This is a genomic window from Azorhizobium caulinodans ORS 571 (genome assembly GCF_000010525.1).
Taxonomy (GTDB): Bacteria; Pseudomonadota; Alphaproteobacteria; order Rhizobiales; family Xanthobacteraceae; genus Azorhizobium; species Azorhizobium caulinodans.
Map to the genome: position 1 here is coordinate 2,196,175 of NC_009937.1, position 22,183 is coordinate 2,218,357.

A 22,183-nucleotide genomic window follows, 5' to 3' on the forward strand; every position below is an offset into this window, starting at 1 on the left:
AAGATGCGCTTAGGCGCTCGACCGCGAGGAAGGCGCCGCTCGATTCATCGAGCGATGACTCAGCGGCCTCGTCCGCCTGAGCCGCGCCGCGCACCGCGGGCGGTCTTGTCAGAACCTCAGCGAGAACTGCGCAGAGACGGCATTCTGGCTCGCCTGGGCGGCGATCTGGCCCGAATAGTTCACCTGGATGGTGGCAAGGTCGGACAGGGCATAGGCGAGGCCCGCGCCGGTGAGGAGCGTATCGCGCGCGATGGGCAGGCCCTGCACCTGGAACGGCGCCGTGCTGCCCACGAAGGCCATGTCGGCGGTGGACGCCGTGTCCCCGAACGCATGCTGCCAGCCCAGGGTCAGGCTGGGCGTCAGGGTCCGGCCGCCGAGGGTGAGCGAGGTGGCCGCACGGGCGCCCAGCGTGCTGTAGAGGGCCTGCTGCCCGCCGACCTGCATGGTCAGGTTCGCGCCACCGACGCCGGTCTCGATGGCCGACCCGCCGGACACCGCCACATAGGCCAGGCCGGCGAAAGGTTCCAACTCGTAGCCGGCAAGGCCCATACGGTAGGACGCCTCGCCGAACACCTGCGTTGTGCCCAACGTGTATCCGGCGCTCTGCGCGGCGCTAAAGCCGGAGAAGGCCACGGTGCGGGCCACCTGAAGGTCGTGCCACGTGTAGGACACGCCGCCGCGCAGCCCGATCGGCCCCTGCTGCGTGCCGAGATAGAGGCCGACGCTGTAATTATCCATGGTGCCGGAGGCGTTGCGGGCGTTGGCGTCGAAGCGCGTCTGGCTGAAGCCGCCGACGATGCCGGCCTGGACCGTGTCGAGCACCGTCGCGTCGAGACCCGCGAGGAAGCCGCCCACCGACGAGGAGAGGCTCGCCGCATTGCCGTTGCTGAACAGATTGCCCCAGCCGCCATAGCCCTGCGCCCACAGCGTCGGCGCCAGATCGCGGCTCAAGGCCGCCGTGCCCGGCCCGCCGAGCCTGGCCGCGGAGGAGAGCGCGCCGGAGCCGGTGGCGGCCGCCTGGCGTAGGCGTGTTCCGACCGCATCGCGCAGATAGATGGACTCCTGCTGGGCGAGCGTGCTCAGCGAGGGATAGATATCGCCAGACAGCTGATTCAGCGCGGGAGCGACGCCTGTGGCCGGCTGCGCGAGCAAAGCGTCGTACACGGCGTTGCCCGCGCCCAGCGCCTGCGCCGCCGCTGCGCTGCTCCCCTGGTTGGGGGTCTGGGCGTAGTCGATGAACTGCGTGCCCGTATAGACGAGGTTCAGATAGACGTTCTGCTGGTCGTAGCTCAGTTCCGGCTGAAGGAAGGCGTAGTTGGACGTGACGCTGCCGAAGGTTCCGATCAGCGTCCCGGATGTCGTGAGGATGGTGACCGTGCTTCGCAGCGGATAGGTGCCCGGCACGGCCGCGACCTGCACGCTGGCGCTGGAGGAGAGCGACACGCTGCCGGTGGCGACGATGAGGTCGTGGGCGCCCTGTGGCGTCACGTCGACCGCATAGATGGCCCCGGCGTTGAACGAGACCGATCCGTTGACGGTGAGGGTGCCCGGAGAATAGCCCGGTGCGGCCGTGCCGCCCGCATTCACCGTGAGACCGCCGATCTGCGCCGTGCCGCCGATGACGCCGCCGGCATTGACCGTGAAACTGGAGGCACTCGTCGTTCCCGGTGCCATGCGCAGGAAGGTGTTGTCGACGGCGACCGCCCCGGTATAGGGCGCGGAGAACTGCACCTGTCCGCCGCCGGAGAACACGACCGTGCCGGAGCCGGTGATGGCGCCGGTGAAGGTGTAGGTGCCCGAGCGGTTGAAGACGAGGGAGGCGTTGTTGACCACGTCGCCCACGATGTCGCCCGTCGTCCCGCCGTTGCCGATCTGGAGGGTGCCTTCGGAGATGAGGGTGCCGCCCGTATAGGTGTTGTTGCCGGTGAGGATGAGGGTACCGGAGCCGGTCTTGGTCATCGAGCCGATGCCGGAGATCACGGACGCATAGGTGCCGGTGCCGGTCTGGTTAAAGACCAGCGCGGCATTGTTGACGATGTTGCCCTGCAGGCTCGCGGCATTGCCCGACAGCGTGCCCGCGCTCACGGTCGTTCCGCCGGTGTAGGTGTTGTTGCCGGTCAGGACGAGCGTGCCGGTGCCAGTCTTCGCCAGGGCGCCGGTGCCGGAGAGGGCGCCCGACAGGGTGAGGGTCTTGTCCGCATCCACGGCGATGCCCGCTGCCGGGCCGGCCCCGCCGAGGAGGATGCCGCCGGCATAGGTGAAGCTGTCGCTCGCCTGCAGCGTGCCTCCGCCGTTGAGGGTCAGTCCGCCCTGGCCGAGCGCCTGCGCCGACAGGAGGCGCAGGGTGCCGCCGTTGACCGTCGTACCCCCGGCATAGCTGTTGGCCCCGCCGAGCGTGAGCGTCCCCGTGCCGGCCTGCGTCACCGAGCCGGTGCCCGAGATCACGCCGTCAAAGCGCGTCGTGCCCGACTGGTTGAAGACGAGCGCCGCATTGTTCACCACATCGCCGAGAATGGAGCCCGCAGCGCCGCCGTTGCCGATCTGGAGGGTGCCGGCGGAAATGGTGGTCCCGCCCGTATAGGTGTTCGCCCCCGAGAGGATGAGCGTGCCGAGGTCGGTCTTCTCCATTCCCGTGCTGCCGGTGAGAGCGCTCTGGATGGTTGCGACCCTGGTGGCGCTGGCTGCCGTGCCATCGCCGACGCGGATGATCGCCGGGCCCGTGCCGGTGAGCGCCAAGGCTCCGCCGCCCACCACATAGCCGGTCTCCACGAACTGTAGGCCCGCGACGGAGACCTGCCCCGCGCTGTTGTCCACCGTCACCGTTCCCGCAGCCCCCTGGAAGACGGCGAAGGTGCCGTTCCACGGCAGGGAGATGTCGCCGCCGGCAGTGGTCCAGTTGGTCTGGGCCCCGGCGGTCCAGGTGCCCGAGCCGCCGACCACCGTGCCGGTGGGCGTGGTCTGCGCCCCGTTCCAGAACCGAACGGAACCGCCGCTTTGCGCCACCACGAGGTTGACCTCACCTCCCACGGAGGTCTGCACCTCGCCGCTGAAGCCGCCGCTCAGTGTGGCAAGGTCGAGCCCGTTGTCGGTCAGGGCGCCCGTATAGCTGACGATCCGGTAGAGGCCCGAGCCGAAGCCGGTCGACTGCGTGACGTTGAGCGTTCCATCAAGCGTCACGTCGCCATTGACGGTGAAGACGCCGCCGCCCGCCGGGTTGCCGAGCGTCACATTCACGTTGGCGCCGGCGTCGAGATCGAGACCGCCCATGGTGAGGCCGGTGGGCTGCGTGCCGGCGAGGACGCCACCGGTCAGCACGCGCACGGTGCCCGCGATGGCGCCGGTGCCAGAGAGTGTCGTCTGGTCCCGCACCGACACATCGCCGGCGAGGCTGCCGGTCAGCGCCAGCGCGCCGCCCGCGATGTCCGTGCCGCCGCTATAGGTGTTGGCGCCGCTGAGCGTGAGCGTGCCCGCGCCAAGCTTGGTCAGCGATCCGCTGCCCGAGATGGCGTCGGCGAAGGTGATGGCGTCGGCGCGGTTGAAGACGAGCCGACCATTGTCGGCCACATTGCCGGCGATGGCGCCGCTGGTGCCGCCGTCGCCCACCTGCAGCGTGCCCGAGGCGATGGTGGCCCCGCCGGTGAAGGTGTTGCTGCCGGTCAGCGTCAGCGTGCCGGTGCCGAGCTGCGCCAGGCCGCCGGTGCCGCTGATGGCACCGCCGAAGGTGATGGCATCGCTGCGATTGAAAGCGAGGCTCGCCCCGGACGCGACGGCCACGTCGCCGGTGATCGACCCGCTCGTGCCGCCATTGCCGATCTGGAGCCGGCCCTGCGTGACGGCGGTGCCGCCGCCATAGCTGTTGGCCCCGGTGAGCACGAGGGTGCCGAGGTCGGTCTTCTCAAGCCCCGTCGTGCCCGTGAGTTCGGAGCCGATGGCGGCGGTGAAGCCCGCGCCGGCGCTCGTTCCGTCGCCCACGCGCACCGGGGTGCGGCCGGACGTGGCGGCGAGGGCGATGCTCCCGCCGTTCACCGCGTAGCCGTCCACCATGAATTGCATTCCGGTGGTGGTCACGGAGCCGTCGACGGTGACGGTGCCCGCGGTGCCGGAGAAGACGGCGAACTGGCTGTTCCAGGCGCGCGACTGGTTGAGGGGCGAGGTGAGCCAGTTCTGGCTTGAGCCCGCCGCTGTCCAAGTGCCGCTGCCGCCGTGGACCGTGCCGTCGGGCGTGGTGGCGTTGCCGTTCCAGTAGAGCATGTCGCCGCTCAGCACGGCGAGATTGACCTCGCCAGGAGCCTGCTGGATCTCATAGGCGAAGCTGGTGGGCGTGGTGCCGAGCACGAGCCCGTTGTCGGCGCTGAGCGTCGTGTATGACAGGAGGCGGTAGACGCCCAGCGACATGGCGCCGCCGTCGGCCACGTTGAGGATGCCGTCGAGGGTGAGCGTGTCCGCGGAAAAGGCGGCCGTGCCCGTGTTCGCCCCGAGCGTCACGTTGACATTGGCGAGATCCGAGAGGGACAGGCCCGCCATGGACAGGCCGTTGAGCCCGCTCACGCCGGCCACCATCGCGTTGAGGATGCCGCCGTTCTGCACCGTCACCGTCCCGTTGACGGAGGGCCCTCCGGTTCCGTCCGTTGCGCCCTGCAACGTGGCGCCGGACTGCACGAGGATGGTGCTGGCGAGGGTGACGCCGTTCGGAAGTTCGAGGGTGCCGGCGGAGACGGTCGTCCCCGCGCCCGCGCTGTTGGCACCGGCGAGCGTGAGCTTGCCGCTGCCCTGCTGGATCAGCGCACCGGTGCCCGTGATCGCGCCGCCGGCGGTCACATCGTCGGAGCGGTTGAACATCACCGTGCCGCTGTTGGCGATGGCCCCGGCGAGCGAGCCGCTGGTGCCCCCGCCGCCGATGCGCAGCGTGCCGGCGGAAACGGTCGTTCCGCCCACATAGCTGCTGGTGCCGTCAAGCACCAGCGTGCCCGGACCCGCCTGCGTGAGCTGGCCGGAGCCGGAGATCGTTCCGCCGAGCGTCAGCGTGGTCCCCGAGGCGGGGGTGAAGATGCCGTTGCCGGTCAGCGTCACTGCACGATCGGACGCGAAGCTCGCGACGCTCAGCAGTGTGCCGCCCGTGAGCGAAAGCCCTCCTGCGGCAGTGCCGAGAGAGGCGTCCGAGGCGACCTGCAGCACACCTGCCGCAACCGTCGTGCCGCCGGAATAGGTGTTCGTGCCGGAGAGGACCAGCGTGCCAGCCCCCACCTGCGTCAGGCTTCCGGCGCCGGACATCGTGCCGCTGAGGGTCAGGGTCGTGCTCGCGGCGGGCGAGACGGTCCCGTTCGCCGTCAGGGCCACCGCGCGGTTCGTGGTGAAGGAGGCGGTGGTGGCGAGCGTTCCGCCGGCCAGCGTCAGGCCGCCGGCCGCCGCGCCGAGATTGGCGTCGGCGGCGACCCGGAGCGTGCCGGCGGAGAGGATGGTGCCGCCGCTGTAGCTGTTCGCGCCCGTGAGCGTCAGCGTGCCCGAACCGGCCTGGGTCAGCGTGCCGGTGCCGGAAATGCTGCCTGTAAAGGTCACGGCGTCGGAGCGGTTGAAGGCGAGGGCGGCATTGTCCACCACGTCGCCCGCGATGCTGCCCGATGTCCCGCCGTTGCCGATCTGGAGCGTGCCGGCGGCGACTGTGGTGCCACCCGAATAGGTGCTGGCACCCGTCAGCACCAGTGTGCCACTCCCGGACTGGGTGAGCGAGCCCGTGCCGGAGACGATACCGGCGAAGACGGCGGTGTCGGCCCGGTTGAAGGCCAGAGCCGAAGCGTTGGTGATATCGCCGGCGATGCTGCCGGTCGTGCCGCCAGCGCCGATCTGCAAGGTGCCGGACGCGATGGTGGTGCCGCCGGAATAGGTGTTGGTGCCGGACAGAATGAGTGTCCCGGCTCCGGACAGGGTGAGCGCGCCCGTGCCCGAAATCGCGCCGCCGACCGTCAGGCTGGTGGCCGAGGCGGGTACGAAGGCGCTGCTGCCGGAGAGCGTGACGGCCCGTCCGGAGGTGAAGGAGGCGGTCGTCGCCAGCGTGCCGCCGGAAAGGGCGAGTGCGCCCGACGCATCGCCGAGGTTGGCGTCGGAGGACACACGCAAGGTACCGCCGGTGACCGTCGTGCCGCCCGTATGGCTATTGGTGCCGGAGAGGGTGAGCGTGCCCGTTCCCGCCTGCGTCACGGTGCCGGAACCTGAGATGGCACCGCCGAAGGCGAACGCATCGGAGCGGTTGAAGACGAGGGCGGCATTGTCCACCACATCGCCGCTGATGCTGCCGGAGGTGCCGCCGCTGCCGATTTGAAGCGTGCCGGATGCGATGGTGGTGCCGCCCGAATAGGTATTGGCGCCGGTGAAGACGAGCGTGCCGGCGCCGGACATGGTGAGCGCGCCGGTACCGGAGAGCACGCCGCTGAGCGTCAGCATCGTGGCGCTGGCCGGGGCGATGGCGCTGCTGCCCGTGAGCGTCGCGTTCCGGGCAGAGGAGAAGGAAGCCGTCGTCGCCAGCGTGGCGCCCGCGAGCGCCAGAGCGCCGGACGCATCGCCGAGATTGCTGTCGGAGGCCACCTGCAAGGCGCCGGCGGAAAGGGTGGTGCCACCGGAATAGGTGTTGGTGCCGGACAGGACGAGCGTGCCCGCGCCGGTCTTCGTCAGGCCGGCCGTACCGGCGACGACGGTCGCGATCTCCGCCGAGCCGCTGTCCACTTGGACATAGGGGGCGTCGCCGCCGGCCTGCGCCACCAGCGAGAGGGTCCCCGTGCCGCTCAGCACATAACCGGAGGTCGCAAATTGCAGGCCGCTGGCGCTCACCGCTCCGCTGACATCCACAGTGCCGGCAGTCGCCGTGAAGATGCCGATGCCGCCGTCGATCCAGCTCTGGGCGATGGTGCCATTGACGTTCGTCCAGTTCGACGCGGTCCCGCTCCAAGTGCCGGCGCCGCCGGAGATGGTGCCGCTTCCGGCTGTGCCCGCGCCGTTCCACCACTGGGTCGAAACCCCGTCCGCCAGCGTCACGAGATTGACCTGTCCCGCCACCGCCGTCTGGATCACGCTGGAGGCGAGGGCAGGGGGGGCGCCCGAGAGCGTCAGCCCACCGCCCGTCAGGATGAGGCTGCCGGAATAGTCGATGAGCCGGTAGCTGCCGGTCTGGAAGGTGCCGCCCCCGTTCACCGTGAGGAGCCCGCCAGCCAGCGTGAGATTTCCGCTCACGGCAATGCGGTCGTTGAGCCCGCTCGATGGGCTGTTCGGCTGTGCCAGATCGAAGGCCAGCGTGGCGCCGGAGGACACCGTCAGGGCCCCGACCGACAGGGTGCCCGGCGTTCCGGACACGCCTGGCGCGAGCCTCGCCCCGCTCGCCAGCGTGACCGCGCCGCCGATGGAGCCGCCGCCGCCGAGCGTCGCCCCGCTGGCCACCGACACGGCGCCGGCGATGGAGCCCGACACCAGCAGCGCGCCGGCCGAGACGGTCGTTCCGCCGGAATAGGTGCTGGTCCCGCTGAGGGTGAGCGTGCCCGATCCCGCTTGGGTGAGGGTGCCCGAGCCGGAGATGGCGCCGCCGAAGGTGAGGGCATCGGAGCGGTTGAAGACCAAAGCGGCATTGTTCACCAAATCGCCGCTGATGCTGCCCGAGGTGCCGCCGTTGCCGACTTGCAACGCGCCGGCCGAGATCGTGGTGTCGCCGGAATAGGTGTTCGCGCCAGTGAGGATCAGCGTGCCGGCGCCGGACATGGTGAGGTCGCCAGTGCCGGAGAGCACGCCGCTGAGGGTCAGGCTCGTGGCGGAGGCCGGGACGATGGCGCCGGTTCCCGTGAGCGTGATGGCCCGCGCGGAGGAGAAGGAGGCCGTCGTCGCCAGCGTGCCGCCCCCGAGCGTCAGAGCGCCGGACGCATCACCGAGATTGCTGTCCGAGGCCACCTGCAGGGTGCCGGCGGACAGGGTGGTGCCGCCGGAATAGGTGTTGGTGCCGGAGAGCACCAGCGTGCCCGCCGAGCCCTTGTTCAGCGAACCGGTTCCCGAGACGATGCCGCTGAGGGTGAGGGTGCCAGCCCCTGTCGTGAAGATCGAATTGCTGCCGGACAGCGACACCGCGCGGGCGGAGGTGAAGGTGCTGTTGCCGGTGTTGAGGGTCGCGCTGGTCAAAGCGAGGCTGCCGGCGGCATCGCCAAGGTTGCCGTCGGACGAAATGACCAACGTTCCGGCCGAAACCATGGTGCCACCGCTATAGGTGTTGGCGCCGGAGAGGGTGAGCCGCCCCGCGCCGGTCATGGTCAGACTGCCGGTTCCGGAAATGACGCCGCTAAGGGTCAGGACCTTGCCTGCGGCGGGCGCGAACGTGCCGCTCCCGGTCAGGCTGACGGCTCGCGCGGTGGTGAGGTCCGCAGTTGCCGAGAGCGTGCCGCCGGAGAGCGTCAGCCCGCCAGCGGCGTCGCCGAGGTTGGCGTTGGAGGAGATTTGCAGCGTGCCTGCCGAGATCGTCGTCCCGCCGCTATAGGTGTTGGTCCCGGACAGGGTCAGCGTGCCGGTGCCGGCCTGCGTCACCGCGCCGGAGCCGGAGATCACGCCCGCAAAGGTCACGGCATCGGAGCGGTTGAACGCGAGGGCGGCACTGTTCACCACGTTGCCGAGGATCCGGCCCGTGGTGCCGCCGTCGCCGATTTGCAGCGTGCCGGCGGAGATGGTTGTGCCGCCCGCATAGGTGTTGGTGCCGGTCAGCACCAGCGTGCCCGCGCCGGCCTTGGTGAGGGCCCCGCTGGGGCCCGATACCACGCCGCCGAGCGTCAGGGTCGTGCCATTCGCGGTCGAGATCGTGCCGCCCGCCGCCCCGAGGGCGAAAGCGCGGGTCGAGGAGAACGTGGCCGTCGTCGCCAGCGTGCCGCCGGACAGAGAGATGGATTTGCTGAGGTCACCCAAGGCGTTGTCCGCGGCGACCTGCAGCGTGCCGGAAGAGATCGTGGTGTTGCCGGTATAGGTGTTGGTGCCGGACAGGATCAGCGTGCCGGCACCGGCCATGAGGAGCGCACCAGACCCGGAGATGGTGCCGGAGAGCGTGAGGGCTGTTCCGCTGTCGGGGGCAAAGATGCCGGTGCCGGTCAGGGTGACGGCGCGGGCGGACGTGAGGTCGGCGGTGGTCTGAAGCGTGCCGCCCGAAACGGTCAGGCCGGCCGCAGCGTTGCCCAGCGCGGCGTCGGAGGCGATCTGCAGGAAGCCGGCGGAGACGATGGTGCCACCGCTGTAGGTATTCGTGGCGGTCAGGGCGAGCACGCCGTCGCCGGAGAGCGTCAGAGAGCCGGTTCCGGCGATGACGCCGTTCAGGGTCAGTGTCGCGATGCCGGCTGGGGCGAAAGACCCGCTGCCTGTGATCGTGATGCCGCGGTTCGATGAGAAAGTGCCGGAGGCGGCCAGGGTGCCGCCGCCCGACAGGGTAAGTCCCCCCGACGCGTCGCCGAGCTTCGCATCCGTTGCGACCTGCAGTGTGCCGGCGGAAATGGCCGTGCCGCCGGTGTAACTGTTGTCTGCGGTCAGGGTCAGCGTGCCGGTGCCTGCCTGTGTCACCGATCCGACACCCGAGATCGTGCCATCGAACGTCACATCGTCGGAGCGGTTGAAGACGAGGGCGCCGCCATTGCTCACATCGCCTGAGATGTGCCCGGAGGTGCCGCCATTGCCGATCTGCAGCGTGCCGGTCGAAATGAAGGTGCCGTTGCCATAGCTGTTCTCGCCGGTAAGCGTCAGCGTGCCGGTGCCCGCCTGGGTGAGCGAGCCGTTGCCGGAGATTTCGCCCGCAAAGATCGCGGCGTCGGTGCGGTTGAAGACCAGCGAACTGTTTCCGTCGAGGAGCACGTCCCCGGCGAGGCTGCCGGATGTGGCGCCGTCGCCCACCTGCAACGTGCCGCTGGTTACGGCCGTGCCGCCCGTGTGGGTGTCCGCGCCGGCGAGGATGAGCGTGCCATCGCCGGTCTTCGAATAGGCGCCGCTGCCGGAAATGCTGCCGGTGAGGGTCAGCGTCAGGCCCGGGTCGGTGTTGATGGCGCTGTTTCCGGTCACCGAGACCGTGCGGGCTGAGGTGATGTCCGCAACGACGGCGAGCGTGCCGCCATCAAGGGTGAGGCCGCCGGTGCTGGCACCCAAATTGCCGTCGCTGGACAGTTGCAGAATGCCGCCAGACAGCGTCGTGCCGCCGGAATAGCTGTTGAGGCTCGATGCCAGAACCAGCGTCCCCGGGCCTGCCATGTTGAGCCCGCCGGTGCCGGAGAGCACGCCGGCGAGCGTGAGCGCGGTGCCGGTAGAGGGGGCGACCCCGCTATTGGCGGCGAGGGATACGTTGGAGCCGTACGTGAGCGACGACGTGGTGGCCAGCGTGCCGCCGGAAAGGGTGAGGGCCCCTGAGCCGAGATTGTTGGCCGTCGCGATCTGCAGCGTGCCGCCGGAAACAGTGGTGCCGCCGCTGTAGGTGTTGGCGCCGCTGAGCACCAGCGTGCCGCTGCCCGCCTTGGTCAGGCTGCCGCCGCTACCGGAAACCACGCCCGAAAGCGTCAGGGTGGTGCCCGTGGCCGCAGAAACCACGGAACTGCCGGACAGGAGCACAGACCGGCTGGAACTGAACGTGGCCGTGGAGGCCAGGGTGCCACCTGCCAGGGTCAGGGCGCCGGTTGAGTCACCGAGGTTCGCGTCAGAGGACACCTGAAGCGTCCCCGCCGAGACCGTGGTGCCGCCCGTATTGGTGTTCGTCCCAGACAGGATGAGCGTCCCCGCGCCCGCTTGCGTCAGCCCCCCGCTGCCTGAGATATCGCCGGAGAGGGTGAGCGTTGTGCCGGTGGACGGGGCGAAGGTGCCGGCGCTGTTCAGTGACACAGTGCGGGCGGACGAGAACGTTCCCGTGGTCGCCAGCGTGCCGTTCGTGAACGAGATTCCCGTGCCGGCACCGAGGTTGGCGTCGGCCGACACCTGAAGCGTGCCGCCGCCGCTTATGCTGGTGGTTCCCGTATACGTGTTGGTCCCGGAGAGGATGAGCGTGCCACCGCCGCCCATTCTGAGAAGGGTACCGGAGAGCACCCCGGACAGCGTGAGCGTGGTGCCGGCGTCCGGCTTGATGAAGCCGTTGCCGAGGATCACGGCCCGGCCAGAACTGAAGCTTGCCGTGGTGACGAGGTTGGTGCTGGACCCGCTGATGGTGAGACTTCCTGAGGCGTCACCCAGATTGGCGTCGGCGGACACCTGCAGGGTTCCAGCCGAGACGGTCGTGCCACCGCTATAGGTGTTGGTCCCGGACAGCGTGAGGGTGCCGCCACTCACCTTCGAGACGGCGCCGGTGCCGGATATAGTGCCGCCGTAGGTAAGGGTATCGCTGCGGGAGAAGGTGAGCGTCGCATTGTTCGTGACGTCGCCGGTGATGCTGCCGGTCGTTCCGGCATTCCCGATCTGCAGCGTGCCTGACGATATGGTTGTGCCGCCGGAAAAGGTGTTGGCGCCCGTGAGGATCAGGGTGCCGGCGCCGCTCTTGGTAAGTCCGCCCGAGCCGGTCATCCCGCTCGAAATGGTTGTCGTTCCTGAAGGACTGATGGTGGCGGCGCCGGTGAGGGAGATGGCGCGCCCGATTGTTATTGACGCGGTGGTGGCCAGCGTGCCGCCCGCCATGGTCAGGGCGCCGCTCGTATTGCCGAGGCGGGTCTCGGCATTGATGCTCACGGTGCCGGAATTGATGGTCGTGCCGCCGGTATAGGTATTGATCCCGCCGAGAACCAGGGTCCCGGCGCCCGACATGGTCAGGGCCCCACCATTGCTGATGACGCCGTTCCAGGTGACGGTCACGCCCGCTGCCGGTGCGAATGTGCCGCCGCTGCCGGTGGACAAGGTGGTGGCGCGCGAATTGGTAAAGGTTCCCGTGGCGACCAGCGTTCCGCCCGAAAACGTGACGCCCCCACTGGTACCAAGGCCGCTGTTCGCCGCAATCTGGACCGTGCCGCCCGCGATGGTGGTGCCGCCGGTATAGGTGTTGACGCCGGAGAGGACGAGCGTGCCGGCGCCGTTCGCCGTGAGTCCGAAGCCGGTCCCAGAAACGATAGCGCTGAGCGTCAGCGTCGTGCCGGTGGCGACGGAAACAGAGGAACTGCTGGTGAGGGCCACATTCTTGGTGGAGGTGAACGTGCTGGTGGTGGACAGGGTGCCACCGCCAAGGCTCAGCGTCCCGGTGCCGAGTGCCGTATCGCTGGCGACCTCCAATGTGCCGGCGGAGATGGTGGTGCCGCCTGAATACGTGTTGGTGCCGCTCAGGATGAGCGTGTCCGTGCCAATCTTCCTGACAGCGCCGCTTCCGGAGATCGCACCGGCATAGGTGAGCCCCGAGTTGAAGGTGACGGTGGCGTTGTTCACGATGTCCGACGAGAAGCTCGTCGCGTTGATCTGGAGGGTGCCGGCGGAGACGGTTGTTCCACCCGTATAGGACTGGGTACCGGACAGGATGAGGGTGCCGCTTCCGGCTTTCGTCAGCGTGCCGGTGCCATCCACCGTTCCCGTCAACGTCAAGGTGGTCGCAGTGGCGGCGTTGATCGTGCCGCCACCCGCGCCGAGATGGAACGTGCGACCACTGGAGAAGTCGGCACTTGTCGAAAGTATGCCGCCGCCGAAGAGCGTGACCTCACCTGAGGTGGCGCCCAGGTTCCCGTCACTTCCCACCGACACCGAGCCTGCCGCAATGGTCAGGCCGCCGGAGAAGGTGTTCGTCCCCGAAAGGGTGAGGGTGCCCGAGCCGGCCTGCGTCACCGAGCCGGTGCCCGAGATGACGTTGGAATAGGTGACATTGTTCGACCGGCTGAACACCACCGCGCTGTTGTTGGTGATATCGCCCGCGACAACACCGGAGGTGCCGCCGGCGCCGACCTGCAGGGTGCCGGCGGAAACCGTCGTGCCGCCGCTATAGGTATTCGTGCCCGAGAGAACGACGGTGCCGGGCCCGTTCACCGTCAGCGCACCCGTGCCGGAAATGACACCGCCCAGCGTGAGGATGGTGTCGGCGGCTGCCGAGATGCTGGAGCCGCTGGACAGGGTCACATTCCGGGTGGAGCTTAATGTGCCCGTGGTGGACAGGGTGCCGCCTGCGAGGGTCAGGACCCCGCTGCCGAGGCCTGCATCGGCCTCAACCTGTACGGTGCCGGCCGAGATGGTGGTGCCGCCGGAATAGGTGTTGGTGCCTGTAAGGATGAGCGTGCCGCTGCCCGCCTGCGTCAGGGTTCCGGTCCCGGAGAGGGTGCCGCCATAGGTGACGCTGTCCGACCGGTTGAAGATCAGCGCCGCATTGTCGGTAATGTCACCCGTGATGCTGCCCGCCGCGCCGCCGCTGCCGATCTGCAGCGTGCCGGCGGAGATGGTGGTGCCGCCGGAATAGGTGTTGGTGCCGGTGAGGAGGAGAGTGCCCGCCCCATTCACCGTGAGCCCACCCGTGCCGGACAGGACGCCGTTGAGCGTCAGAGTCGTCCCGCTGCCGGGGCTGACCGTTCCGGTTCCGCTCAGGCTGACCTGCCGGTTGGAGGACAGGGTGGCGGTCGTTTGCAGCGTGCCGTTGGAGAAGGTCAGGGCGCTACCCGTATCGCCCATCGCGTCGTCCGACGCGATCTGTACGGTCGCGCCCGAAATCGTTGTGCCGCCGGTATATGCGTTACCAGCGTTGAGGACGAGGGTGCCACCGCCCGTGGCGGTCAGCGCGCCACCGCCATCGACCTGGGTATCGAGCGTCAGGGTCTGCCCCGAGGCCACGCTGAAGGTGCCGCCCGCCGTGTCCAGATGGATGGCGCGCGTGGTCGTGAAGGAACTGGTGGCCGCGAGCGTTCCCCCCGCCAGCGTCAGCGCGCTGGCGCCGTCGCCCAGATTGGCTTCGCTCGCCACCGAGACGGTGCCGGTGTTGATGGTCAGCCCGCCCGTAAAGGTGTTCGTCCCAGAGAGCGTGAGCGTCCCTGTCCCTGTCTTGGTGAGGGCACCAGCGCCGGCGACGACGCCGGAGAGCGCGGCATTAAAGCTGTTGGTGTCGATGGTGCTGGTGGTTGCGGATACGAGGGCCGCATTCACCGAAGTGTTCAGGTCGGCGCCGATCACCTGGATCGTGCCGCCGCCGAAATTGAATTGATACGTGCCGCTGCCGGCAAAATTACCCACCAGCCCGTCGCTGCCGCCCACCTGGAGCGTGCCGCCCAGGAGATCGTAACGGCCGTTGCCATACGCGGAGAGATAGAGGTGCGAGCTTTGCGAGATCGTCAGCGCGCCGCCGGTCTGGATGATCGTGCCGGTGCCCTGGTTGGTGGCTCCGCTCTCGCGATTGCCCAGGATGAGACTGGCGGGGCCGTTGGCGTCCGTCTGGACCACGACGGTGCCGGAGCCGCTGATATTCAGCGTGCCCGCTGAGGCCGGGCGCGAGCCGGTGCTGCGGCCGAGATTGTTGATCCCGCCCACCAGATTCAGCGTTCCCGCGCTGATGTTGTAGGTGCCGGTGCCACCCTGGTTGCCGATATTGAGGGAGGCGCAATGGGTGAGGTCGCCGCAGGTCGGCTGCACGTTCACGGTGCCGCCGCTCTGGTTGACCGTCCCGGTCCCGCTCCAGTCTCCCACCTGCAGCGCCGTGCCGATGTTCAGCGTTCCACCGGAGACGGTTAGTGTCCCGGTGTTGCCGTTGCCCGTGCCGATGGCGAGATAATCCACCGACGAAGTGCCCGAGGTGACGGCCAGGCCGCCGTTCTCCACATGCGTCTCGCCGCCGGTGATGGTGGCGTTGGACAGGGTCAGCGTGCCGGTGCCCTGCTTCGTGAAGATGCCGTACGAACTGTCCCAGGCCTGCCCGCCATTGGTGATGGTGCCCTGGAACGTCGTGTCCCCGTTGCCGCTGACGACGAGCGTGCTGGTATTGGTCTGGACCTGACCCGAGCCCGTCAGGGCTGCGATGGTCTGGTTGGCACTGAGGGTGAGGATGGCGCCCGCCGATACGTCCACCGCGCTGCTGCTCGAAAGCGCGCCGGCGGCTCCGGCCGTGAGGGTGCCCGCCGTGACCGATGTGGCGCCGGTGCGGCTGTCCGTTCCCGTGAGCACGAGCGTGCCCGCGCCCGATTTTGTGATGTTGCCCGCGCCCGACAGGTTGCCGCTCAGCGTGGCCGACCCCGAGGCGAGACTGAGCGTTCCCGTTATCCCGCTGTCCACCACCACCGCATTGGCAAGGCTGGTGCCGCTGGTGAAGGCGAGGGTGCTGTTGCCGGTGAACCGTGCGATGCCGCTGCCGAGCGCGGTGCTGGCGCCAGCGGAGATGGTCCCGGCGTCGATCAGCGTTCCGCCGGAATAGGTATTGCTGGCCGAAAGGGTCAGCGTTCCCGCCCCCGACTTGCGCAACGCGCCCGCGCCCGAGAGAACGCCAGACAGCGTGGCGGTCGTGCCGCTGGTGTTGATCGTCGCCGTCTTGCCATTCACCAGCGTCATCGCGTTGGACGTGGTGAGCGCGCTTCCGGCGATCAGCGTGCCGTCTCCGAAATTGAACTGGCCCGTGCCCCTGATGCCGTTGGTGCCACCGACGGTGAAGCTGCCGCCGCTGAGGTTGAACGTGCCGGTTCCCGACCCGAAGTTCAGATAGCTGGAGCCGGAAAGGGTGAGGGACCCTCCGGTGAGATTGACGGTGCCGGTGGAGCCGGAGACGCTGGCCAGTACCAGCGTGGTGGCGACGGTGGCCGAGCCGCCGGAGATGTTGAAGCTGCCCGTGCCGCCGGAGGACGCGCCGAAGATGATCTGGGCGGACCCGCCGGCATTCTGGACCGACAGCGTGCCGGCCGACAGATTGTAAACACCGCTGCCGCCCGTGCCGTAATTGCTGACGTCGCTCCCGAACCTGATCGGGTTCGAGAGGGCCAGCGTGACGACGGAGCCTGCGCCATCCTGCGTGATGGTCCCTGATCCCTTCGAGTCGCCCACATAGAGCTGCCCACCGGCGAAGCTGCCGGTGGTCATGGAAAACTGGGCGTTGTCAGAGATCGTGAGCGTGCCGCTCGATGCAGTTCCGGATCCGCCGGCGCCGGAGGTGCGGGAGCCGATATAGGCGGTCATGCCGCCAGACGCGGCGTCGAAGACGGCGTTACCTGACAGGGCGTAGGTTCCGGTGCCCCCTTGTGTGCCGAGATCGAGCGAGCCCGCGCTGCTGAAGCGCACCGTGCCGCCGCTCTGGTTGAACAGGCCAGTCACGCTGCTGCCGCGCCCGATGGCGAGCCCGCCGTAGTTCAGGCTGCCGGCATTGGCCACATAGAGCAGCTCGCCATCGGTCATGTTGAGCGTGCCGGTGCCGCCGGTCGTGTTGGTGGCGCCGCCGCCCACCCAGATCCGCCCGATTGACGTTCCGGGGGCCGTGCTCGTGTCCGCGAGGTTCACCTGGATGGTGCCGCCGGCGAGATTGAGCGTGCCGGCGCCTCCGTTTCCGATCTCCATGCGCCCGGCGCTGGTGCCGGAGGTGGTGTTCAGCGTCAGCGTCGTGCTGCTGCCCACCGTGATGTCGGCGTCTCCCGAGGCCGTGCCGATCGCGAAGGGAGACGTGTTGAAGGTGAGCAGAAGCGTTGAGGCGGTGCCCGGAAAATTCCACCCGGGACTGGCGACGAATGTCGAGCCGCCCTGGGCGGTGATGCTGGTGGGCTGGCCGACGGTGATGGCGGAATCGACGGCTGTGGTGAAGCCGCTCTGGTCCGTCACGATCACCGAATCCGCACGGACCTCCCGTGCGCCGCCGGCGGGAAGGATGAGAGACAGGAAAGCCACGCCCGCAGACAGGCGTGCTGTGCGTCCTCTCAGCAATCGGGTCAAATCCCGCCCCCAAAACATCAAATCTGATTTCCGCCGCGCCAAACGGCGTTACGGAATGCAATAAAATTTCGAGCTACGTTTTTGAGGGCATGATCGCAACGCGCCGCCCCGCCCCATCCCCATGGCACTTTCATACCTTATTTTAAGAATGTCCCGGCGTGCAAATTCCAGATTGCATGAGCGCTTCTCGCCAACTTTTGCGGGGTGTTTTCCACCCAGAAATCGAGGCGCCGGAACGGGCGAGGTGGTGGCTAATCCCTTGAATTTGCAAAAGAGGGGGCTGTTTCTTGAGGCCCGCTTTGCCGCTGTTTCACCCGTGCCCGGCGAATCGGAGAGCAGCGGGGTGCGGACGCAAACTGGCCGCGCAATCGTCAGCGGTCTGCACCTGCGTGTTTGGTGGAGGTTTTAATGTACCGACGTGGGTTGGGATGGCATCCCTAACCTGCGGCGCATACGTCCGAGCGGATCAGGAAGCGGCGCTCGCGACCATTGTCGAGGGAGAAAATCCCGCCTCGCCCCGGCACCACGTCGAGGGTCAGCCGGGTGTGCTTCCAGACCTCGAATTGCAGGGCACCGATATAGAAGGGGGTGTCGCCGATCTGGCCCAGCAGGACATCGCGGTCGCCCACCAGGAAGTCGCCCCTTGGATAGCACATGGGCGAAGAGCCGTCGCAGCATCCGCCGGACAGGTGGAACAGCACGGGTCCATGGTCCGCGATGATTTCAGCGAGCAGCTGAACAGCGGCAGGTGTCGCGTTCAGGCGGTCGGGAGGGACGGTCCCCATGACGCTGATCCGGAAATCAAAGGCGGCACCGCGGGGAGAAGGTTCCCGCGATGCCGAAGTGGGCAAAGGTGCCGTGTGTTCGGCGGCCGGGCGGGCCGCCGAGCTTCGGGGCGGGGTCCGGATGTTTGGGATGCCGGTCTTTGGCGGTATCAGAAGAAGCCGAGCTTCTTCGGGGAATAGCTCACCAGCATGTTCTTGGTCTGCTGGTAATGGTCCAGCATCATCTTGTGCGTCTCACGGCCGATACCCGACTGCTTGTAGCCGCCGAAGGCCGCGTGGGCCGGATAGGCGTGGTAGCAGTTGGTCCAGACGCGGCCGGCCTGAATGGCGCGGCCGAAGCGATAGGCTCGCGTTCCGTCCCGCGTCCAGATGCCGGCGCCGAGGCCGTAGAGCGTGTCGTTGGCGATCGCGAGCGCTTCCTCGTCGTCCTTGAAGGTGGCCACCGACACCACGGGGCCGAAGATCTCCTCCTGGAAGACGCGCATCTTGTTGGTGCCCTTGAAGACGGTGGGCTGCACATAGAAGCCGCCGGCCAGATCTCCGGGCAGTTCGTTGCGCGCGCCGCCGATCAGGACCTCGGCGCCTTCCTTCTTGCCGATGTCGAGATAGGCGAGGATCTTCTCCATCTGCTCGCCGGAGGCCTGCGCGCCGATCATGGTCGCCGGGTCGAGCGGATCGCCCTGCGTGATGGCGGCGACGCGCTTCAGGGCCTTCTCCATGAAGCGGTCATAGATGCTCTCATGGATGAGCGCGCGGCTGGGGCAGGTGCAGACCTCGCCCTGATTGAGCGCGAACATGACGAAACCTTCGATGGCCTTGTCCAGGAAATCGTCGTCCTCGGCCGCCACGTCCTTGAAGAAGATGTTCGGCGACTTGCCGCCGAGCTCCAGCGTCACGGGAATGAGGTTCTGGCTGGCGTACTGCATGATCAGCCGGCCCGTGGAGGTCTCGCCGGTGAAGGCGATCTTGGCGATGCGGGGGCTGGAGGCGAGCGGCTTTCCGGCCTCGAGGCCGAAGCCGTTGACCACGTTCAGCACGCCGGGGGGCAGGATGTCCGCGATAAGGCCGATCAGGACGTGAATGGAGGCGGGCGTCTGCTCGGCCGGCTTCAGCACCACGCAATTGCCGGCGGCGAGCGCGGGGGCGAGCTTCCAGACCGCCATGAGGATGGGGAAATTCCACGGAATGATCTGGCCGACCACGCCGAGCGGCTCGTGGAAATGATAGGCCACGGTGTCGTGGTCGATCTCCGAGATGCCGCCTTCCTGTGCGCGGACGACGCCGGCGAAATAGCGGAAGTGGTCGATGGCGAGCGGAATGTCGGCGGCGGTGGTCTCGCGGATGGGCTTGCCGTTATCCCAGGTCTCGGCGAGCGCCAGCGTGTCGAGATTGTCCTCCATCACGTCCGCGATGCGCAGCAGCAGGCGGGCACGCTCGGCGGCACTGGTGCGGCCCCAGGCGTCCTTGGCGCGGTGGGCGGCATCGAGCGCGGCTTCCACGTCGGCCGCGTCCGAGCGGGCGATCTCGCAGAGCACGCGGCCGTTCACCGGCGAGCTGTTGTCGAAGTAGCGCCCCGACTTCGGCGGCACATACTGCCCGCCGATGAAATTGTCGTAGCGCGGGGCGAAGGGCACCTTGGTGGCGCGGGCGAATTCCGGCTTGTTCATGGCTTGCCTCCCTTGGTCGACGTTTGATGCGTCGTGAAGGCATGGTCCGTCGGCCGGGACCGGCTGTCAGCGGGGGCGCGTGGCCCCGCCGGTGCCATGTGTCGCAGGCCTGCGACACTGTGCGGTGCAATATTCAGTTGGCCCGTTCGAGGCCGAGCTTTCCCAGCTTGCGGTGAAGGGTCGCCCGCGAAAGGCCGAGCTGCCGGGCGGCCGCCGTGACGTTCCCGCCCGCGCGGATGAGGGCCCGTTCCAGGATGGCCCGCTCGGCCTGCCGCAGCTCCGCATCGAAGCCCTGTCCGCCTGCCGCTCCGTCGGTCAGCGACAAAGGCTTGCCGATGACTGCGCCGAGATGGCGGTAGGCCTGCCGTGCGGCGCGGGTGGCGCCGACGATGATGTCCTCGCCGTCCACCGCGAGCAAAGCGTGCGGCGACCAGTCATCCATGCGCGCCACGACGATGCGGGCGTTCGGGAAGGCCTGGCGGAAGTTTTCCGCCTCGATCCGCCGGGCGGCGTCGCCCGTGGCGAGGGCGATCACATTCACCAGTTCCTCCGTCAGGCCGCTCCGGCAGGAGGAGACGTCGAGGGCGGCAGCGATGTGGCCCTCATGGTCGTGGATGGGCACGGTGGTGCAGGACAGGAGCGTGTTGCGGGCGAAGAAGTGCTGGTCGCGATGGATGGTCAGCGCCCGCTGCTCGGCAAGGCAGGTGCCGATGCCGTTGGTGCCCTCGTGCTCCTCGCTCCAGATGCAGCCCGGCCAGAGGCCCCACCGCTCGAACGTGTCGTCGTCGCCGGCAAGGCCCCTGCGTTCCACAGGAATGCCCTCCCGGTCGGCGATCAGCACGCAGCATCCCATGCCGCCGACGGCGAGGAAGAGCCGGTCGAGGCTCGCCTGCGCGGCCCGCAGCATGGGCTCGAGCCGCTGCCGCGCTTCGGAGAGCTTCTGCTGTTCCAGCCGCTGGGGCGAGCGCCGCTCCGTGGGGTCGAGGCGATAGAGGGCGACGGACCGCTGCCAGGAGGCAACAAGGGCGGAACTCACCGCCCCGCCGGAACGGATGGCGGTCTCGATCCTGTCGGCATGCTGCGACGAAACCCTGTTCATCACTGGCTCCTCCCCGGAGGTCTCCGCCAGCGTCGCGTTTTCGCGCCGAATGGCGGTGTCGGTCTGGACAGACGGCATCGGTCCGACCGGTCTTTTGCCGCAACTATAGCGGCGGCACGCCGGGACCAAAAGCGGGGCCGCGGATCTGTGATGGGCGGGCGTTCGGGCTGCTGTCATCCGCCAGCGGCCGCGGGGACTCCCAATCCGGTTACATTGGATTAAGACAGAGCCGGGTGAGATGGATGGCACGTCGTGCCTGGGATGGAATCCTGATGGGCGAGATCCGGCCTCTGCTGTCGGCGGACGATATTCTGGCGCATCCCCGGTTCGGGCTGGCGCGGGAGATGTATGTTCGCGAACTGCTCGAAATGCACGAGAACCAGCCGGCCGAGAACCGGCTGCTGATCGATGGCGGCACGGCAACGATCTTCATGAGCGTCATCATCATGGACGCCGGCCATCGGCCGGAGGACCGCGCAACATGGCCGACCATGCAACTGCTCAAGGGGCAGATGGAGACCCATGGCATCGCGAGCGGGCGCCGGACCCATGACATCGTCCGCCGTCTGGTGGATACCGGATACATCTCGGCCTACCGGGCGCCCGACGATCGCCGCGTCACGTTGCTGGCGCCGTCGGACAAGATGCTGACCCACGATCGGCGGGCGCTGCGGGTCTATTATCACCCGCTGCACGTCCTGTTTCCGGATCCCGGATATCCCGAACCGGTCAACCACGACCCCGTCTTCCACTGGATCGCACGCGACATATGCGCCGCGTTCCTGGCGCATGCGCAGCAGTTCATCCTCGCCAATCCGGTGATCGCCTTCTTCCTACCCCGGCAGGCCGGGCACATGATCCTGACCAAGCTCATGCATCTGTGCGCCCATCAGGACGATCAGGCGCCGCCGCAGGTCTCCTTTCTCAAGATCGGCGACAGCTTCGGCGTCTCACGCACCCATGTGCGCAAGCTGCTGCAGGCGGCGGCGGAACTCGGCTTCGTGCGGCTGTCCGGCAATAGCGTCGACGTCACGCCCGAGTGCCGCGCCGGCTTCGACCGATTCCTGGCCGACACCATGGCTGGCCATGATCTGATCTATCGCATGGCGAAGGCGCGCATGGCCCCCGCCGAAGACGCTGCAGCGGCCCCCATGGCGAGCGTCGGCGCGGCGTGACGGTAGAGGGTAACCTAAAGCGTTGCCTTTCCGCTTTCCTTTGCCGATGCAGGCGAAAAGTTCCGTAACGCCCGCCCGGAGGCGCCTCTAATGTCCGGTGCGTCGGGACGGGGCGCGCGGCTCATCAGGTGACCAGCAGCGGCATCGTGGCGACGGAAGCCTCAGCATCGGGGGGATGTCATGGTACCCATTGTTGCCGCCGACATGCTCGCGCGGATCCATGTGCACGGCGCGACGGACCCGTCCGTCAACTGGCTCGGGGCCTTTGCCACCTGCGGCGGGCGGGGCGCGAGCCAGTCCTCCACCATCGTGTATGAAATTCCGCCCGGTGGGCGCCTGGGCTGGCACACCGATGCCACGGAAGAGACCCAGTACATTCTCGCCGGGACCGGCGAACTCCTGATGGAGGACGGCAGCCGCACCATTGGTGCGGGCAGCGTCTTTGCCCTGCCGCCGAACGTGCGGCACGACATCGTCAATACGGGCAGCGAGACGCTGCATGCGGTCGCCTTCTTTGCGGCGGCCATGTTCACCCAGACCTTCGATCAGGTGATGCTGCCGCCCGACACGCATGTGCTCGGGACGCCGAACCGCAACGGCTGACGTCCAGCGCTGAAGCGCCCTCTCTTTTCT

Annotated in this window: 6 protein-coding genes; 2 read left to right on the plus strand and 4 right to left on the minus strand. The window is 68.2% G+C overall.

Going from position 1 to position 22,183, the window contains the following annotated elements; genetic code table 11:
- Positions 1 to 108: 108 nt before the first annotated feature.
- From AZC_RS25480 to AZC_RS09940, 4 genes are all read right to left on the minus strand, one after another.
- Positions 109 to 16,779: an autotransporter-associated beta strand repeat-containing protein gene (locus AZC_RS25480; RefSeq protein WP_043879167.1), complete on the minus strand. Its 16,671-nt coding sequence runs from the start codon at positions 16,777 to 16,779 to the stop codon at positions 109 to 111.
- A gap of 482 nt (positions 16,780 to 17,261) precedes the next feature.
- On the minus strand, positions 17,262 to 17,609 hold the full coding sequence (locus tag AZC_RS09930; RefSeq protein ID WP_043879168.1) for a DUF779 domain-containing protein: 348 nt from the start codon (positions 17,607 to 17,609) through the stop codon (positions 17,262 to 17,264).
- 149 nt (positions 17,610 to 17,758) lie between these two features.
- A complete protein-coding gene (adh, locus tag AZC_RS09935) occupies positions 17,759 to 19,276 on the minus strand; it encodes an aldehyde dehydrogenase (RefSeq protein ID WP_012170445.1) in 1,518 nt (505 codons plus the stop codon).
- A gap of 133 nt (positions 19,277 to 19,409) precedes the next feature.
- Positions 19,410 to 20,375 (minus strand): helix-turn-helix domain-containing protein, encoded by a 966-nt coding sequence (locus tag AZC_RS09940; RefSeq protein WP_012170446.1) that lies wholly within the window; start codon positions 20,373 to 20,375, stop codon positions 19,410 to 19,412.
- A 242-nt stretch (positions 20,376 to 20,617) separates the two neighbouring features.
- Here AZC_RS09940 and AZC_RS09945 point away from each other — a divergent pair, with 242 nt between their 5' ends.
- Positions 20,618 to 21,550: a hypothetical protein gene (locus AZC_RS09945; RefSeq protein WP_244421821.1), complete on the plus strand. Its 933-nt coding sequence runs from the start codon at positions 20,618 to 20,620 to the stop codon at positions 21,548 to 21,550.
- A gap of 180 nt (positions 21,551 to 21,730) precedes the next feature.
- The gene (locus tag AZC_RS09950) at positions 21,731 to 22,153 is read left to right on the plus strand and encodes a cupin domain-containing protein (RefSeq protein WP_012170448.1); all 423 of its coding nucleotides are present in this window, start codon (positions 21,731 to 21,733) and stop codon (positions 22,151 to 22,153) included.
- Positions 22,154 to 22,183 lie beyond the last annotated feature (30 nt).

Bases quoted from the DNA above. Each gene is read 5' to 3' on its own strand.
- AZC_RS09940 (WP_012170446.1), bottom strand. From the start codon at position 20,375: ATGAACAGGGTTTCGTCGCAGCATGCCGACAGGATCGAGACCGCCATC.
- adh (WP_012170445.1), bottom strand. From the start codon at position 19,276: ATGAACAAGCCGGAATTCGCCCGCGCCACCAAGGTGCCCTTCGCCCCG.
- AZC_RS09945 (WP_244421821.1), top strand. From the start codon at position 20,618: ATGGCACGTCGTGCCTGGGATGGAATCCTGATGGGCGAGATCCGGCCT.
- AZC_RS09950 (WP_012170448.1), top strand. From the start codon at position 21,731: ATGGTACCCATTGTTGCCGCCGACATGCTCGCGCGGATCCATGTGCAC.
- AZC_RS09930 (WP_043879168.1), bottom strand. From the start codon at position 17,609: ATGGGGACCGTCCCTCCCGACCGCCTGAACGCGACACCTGCCGCTGTT.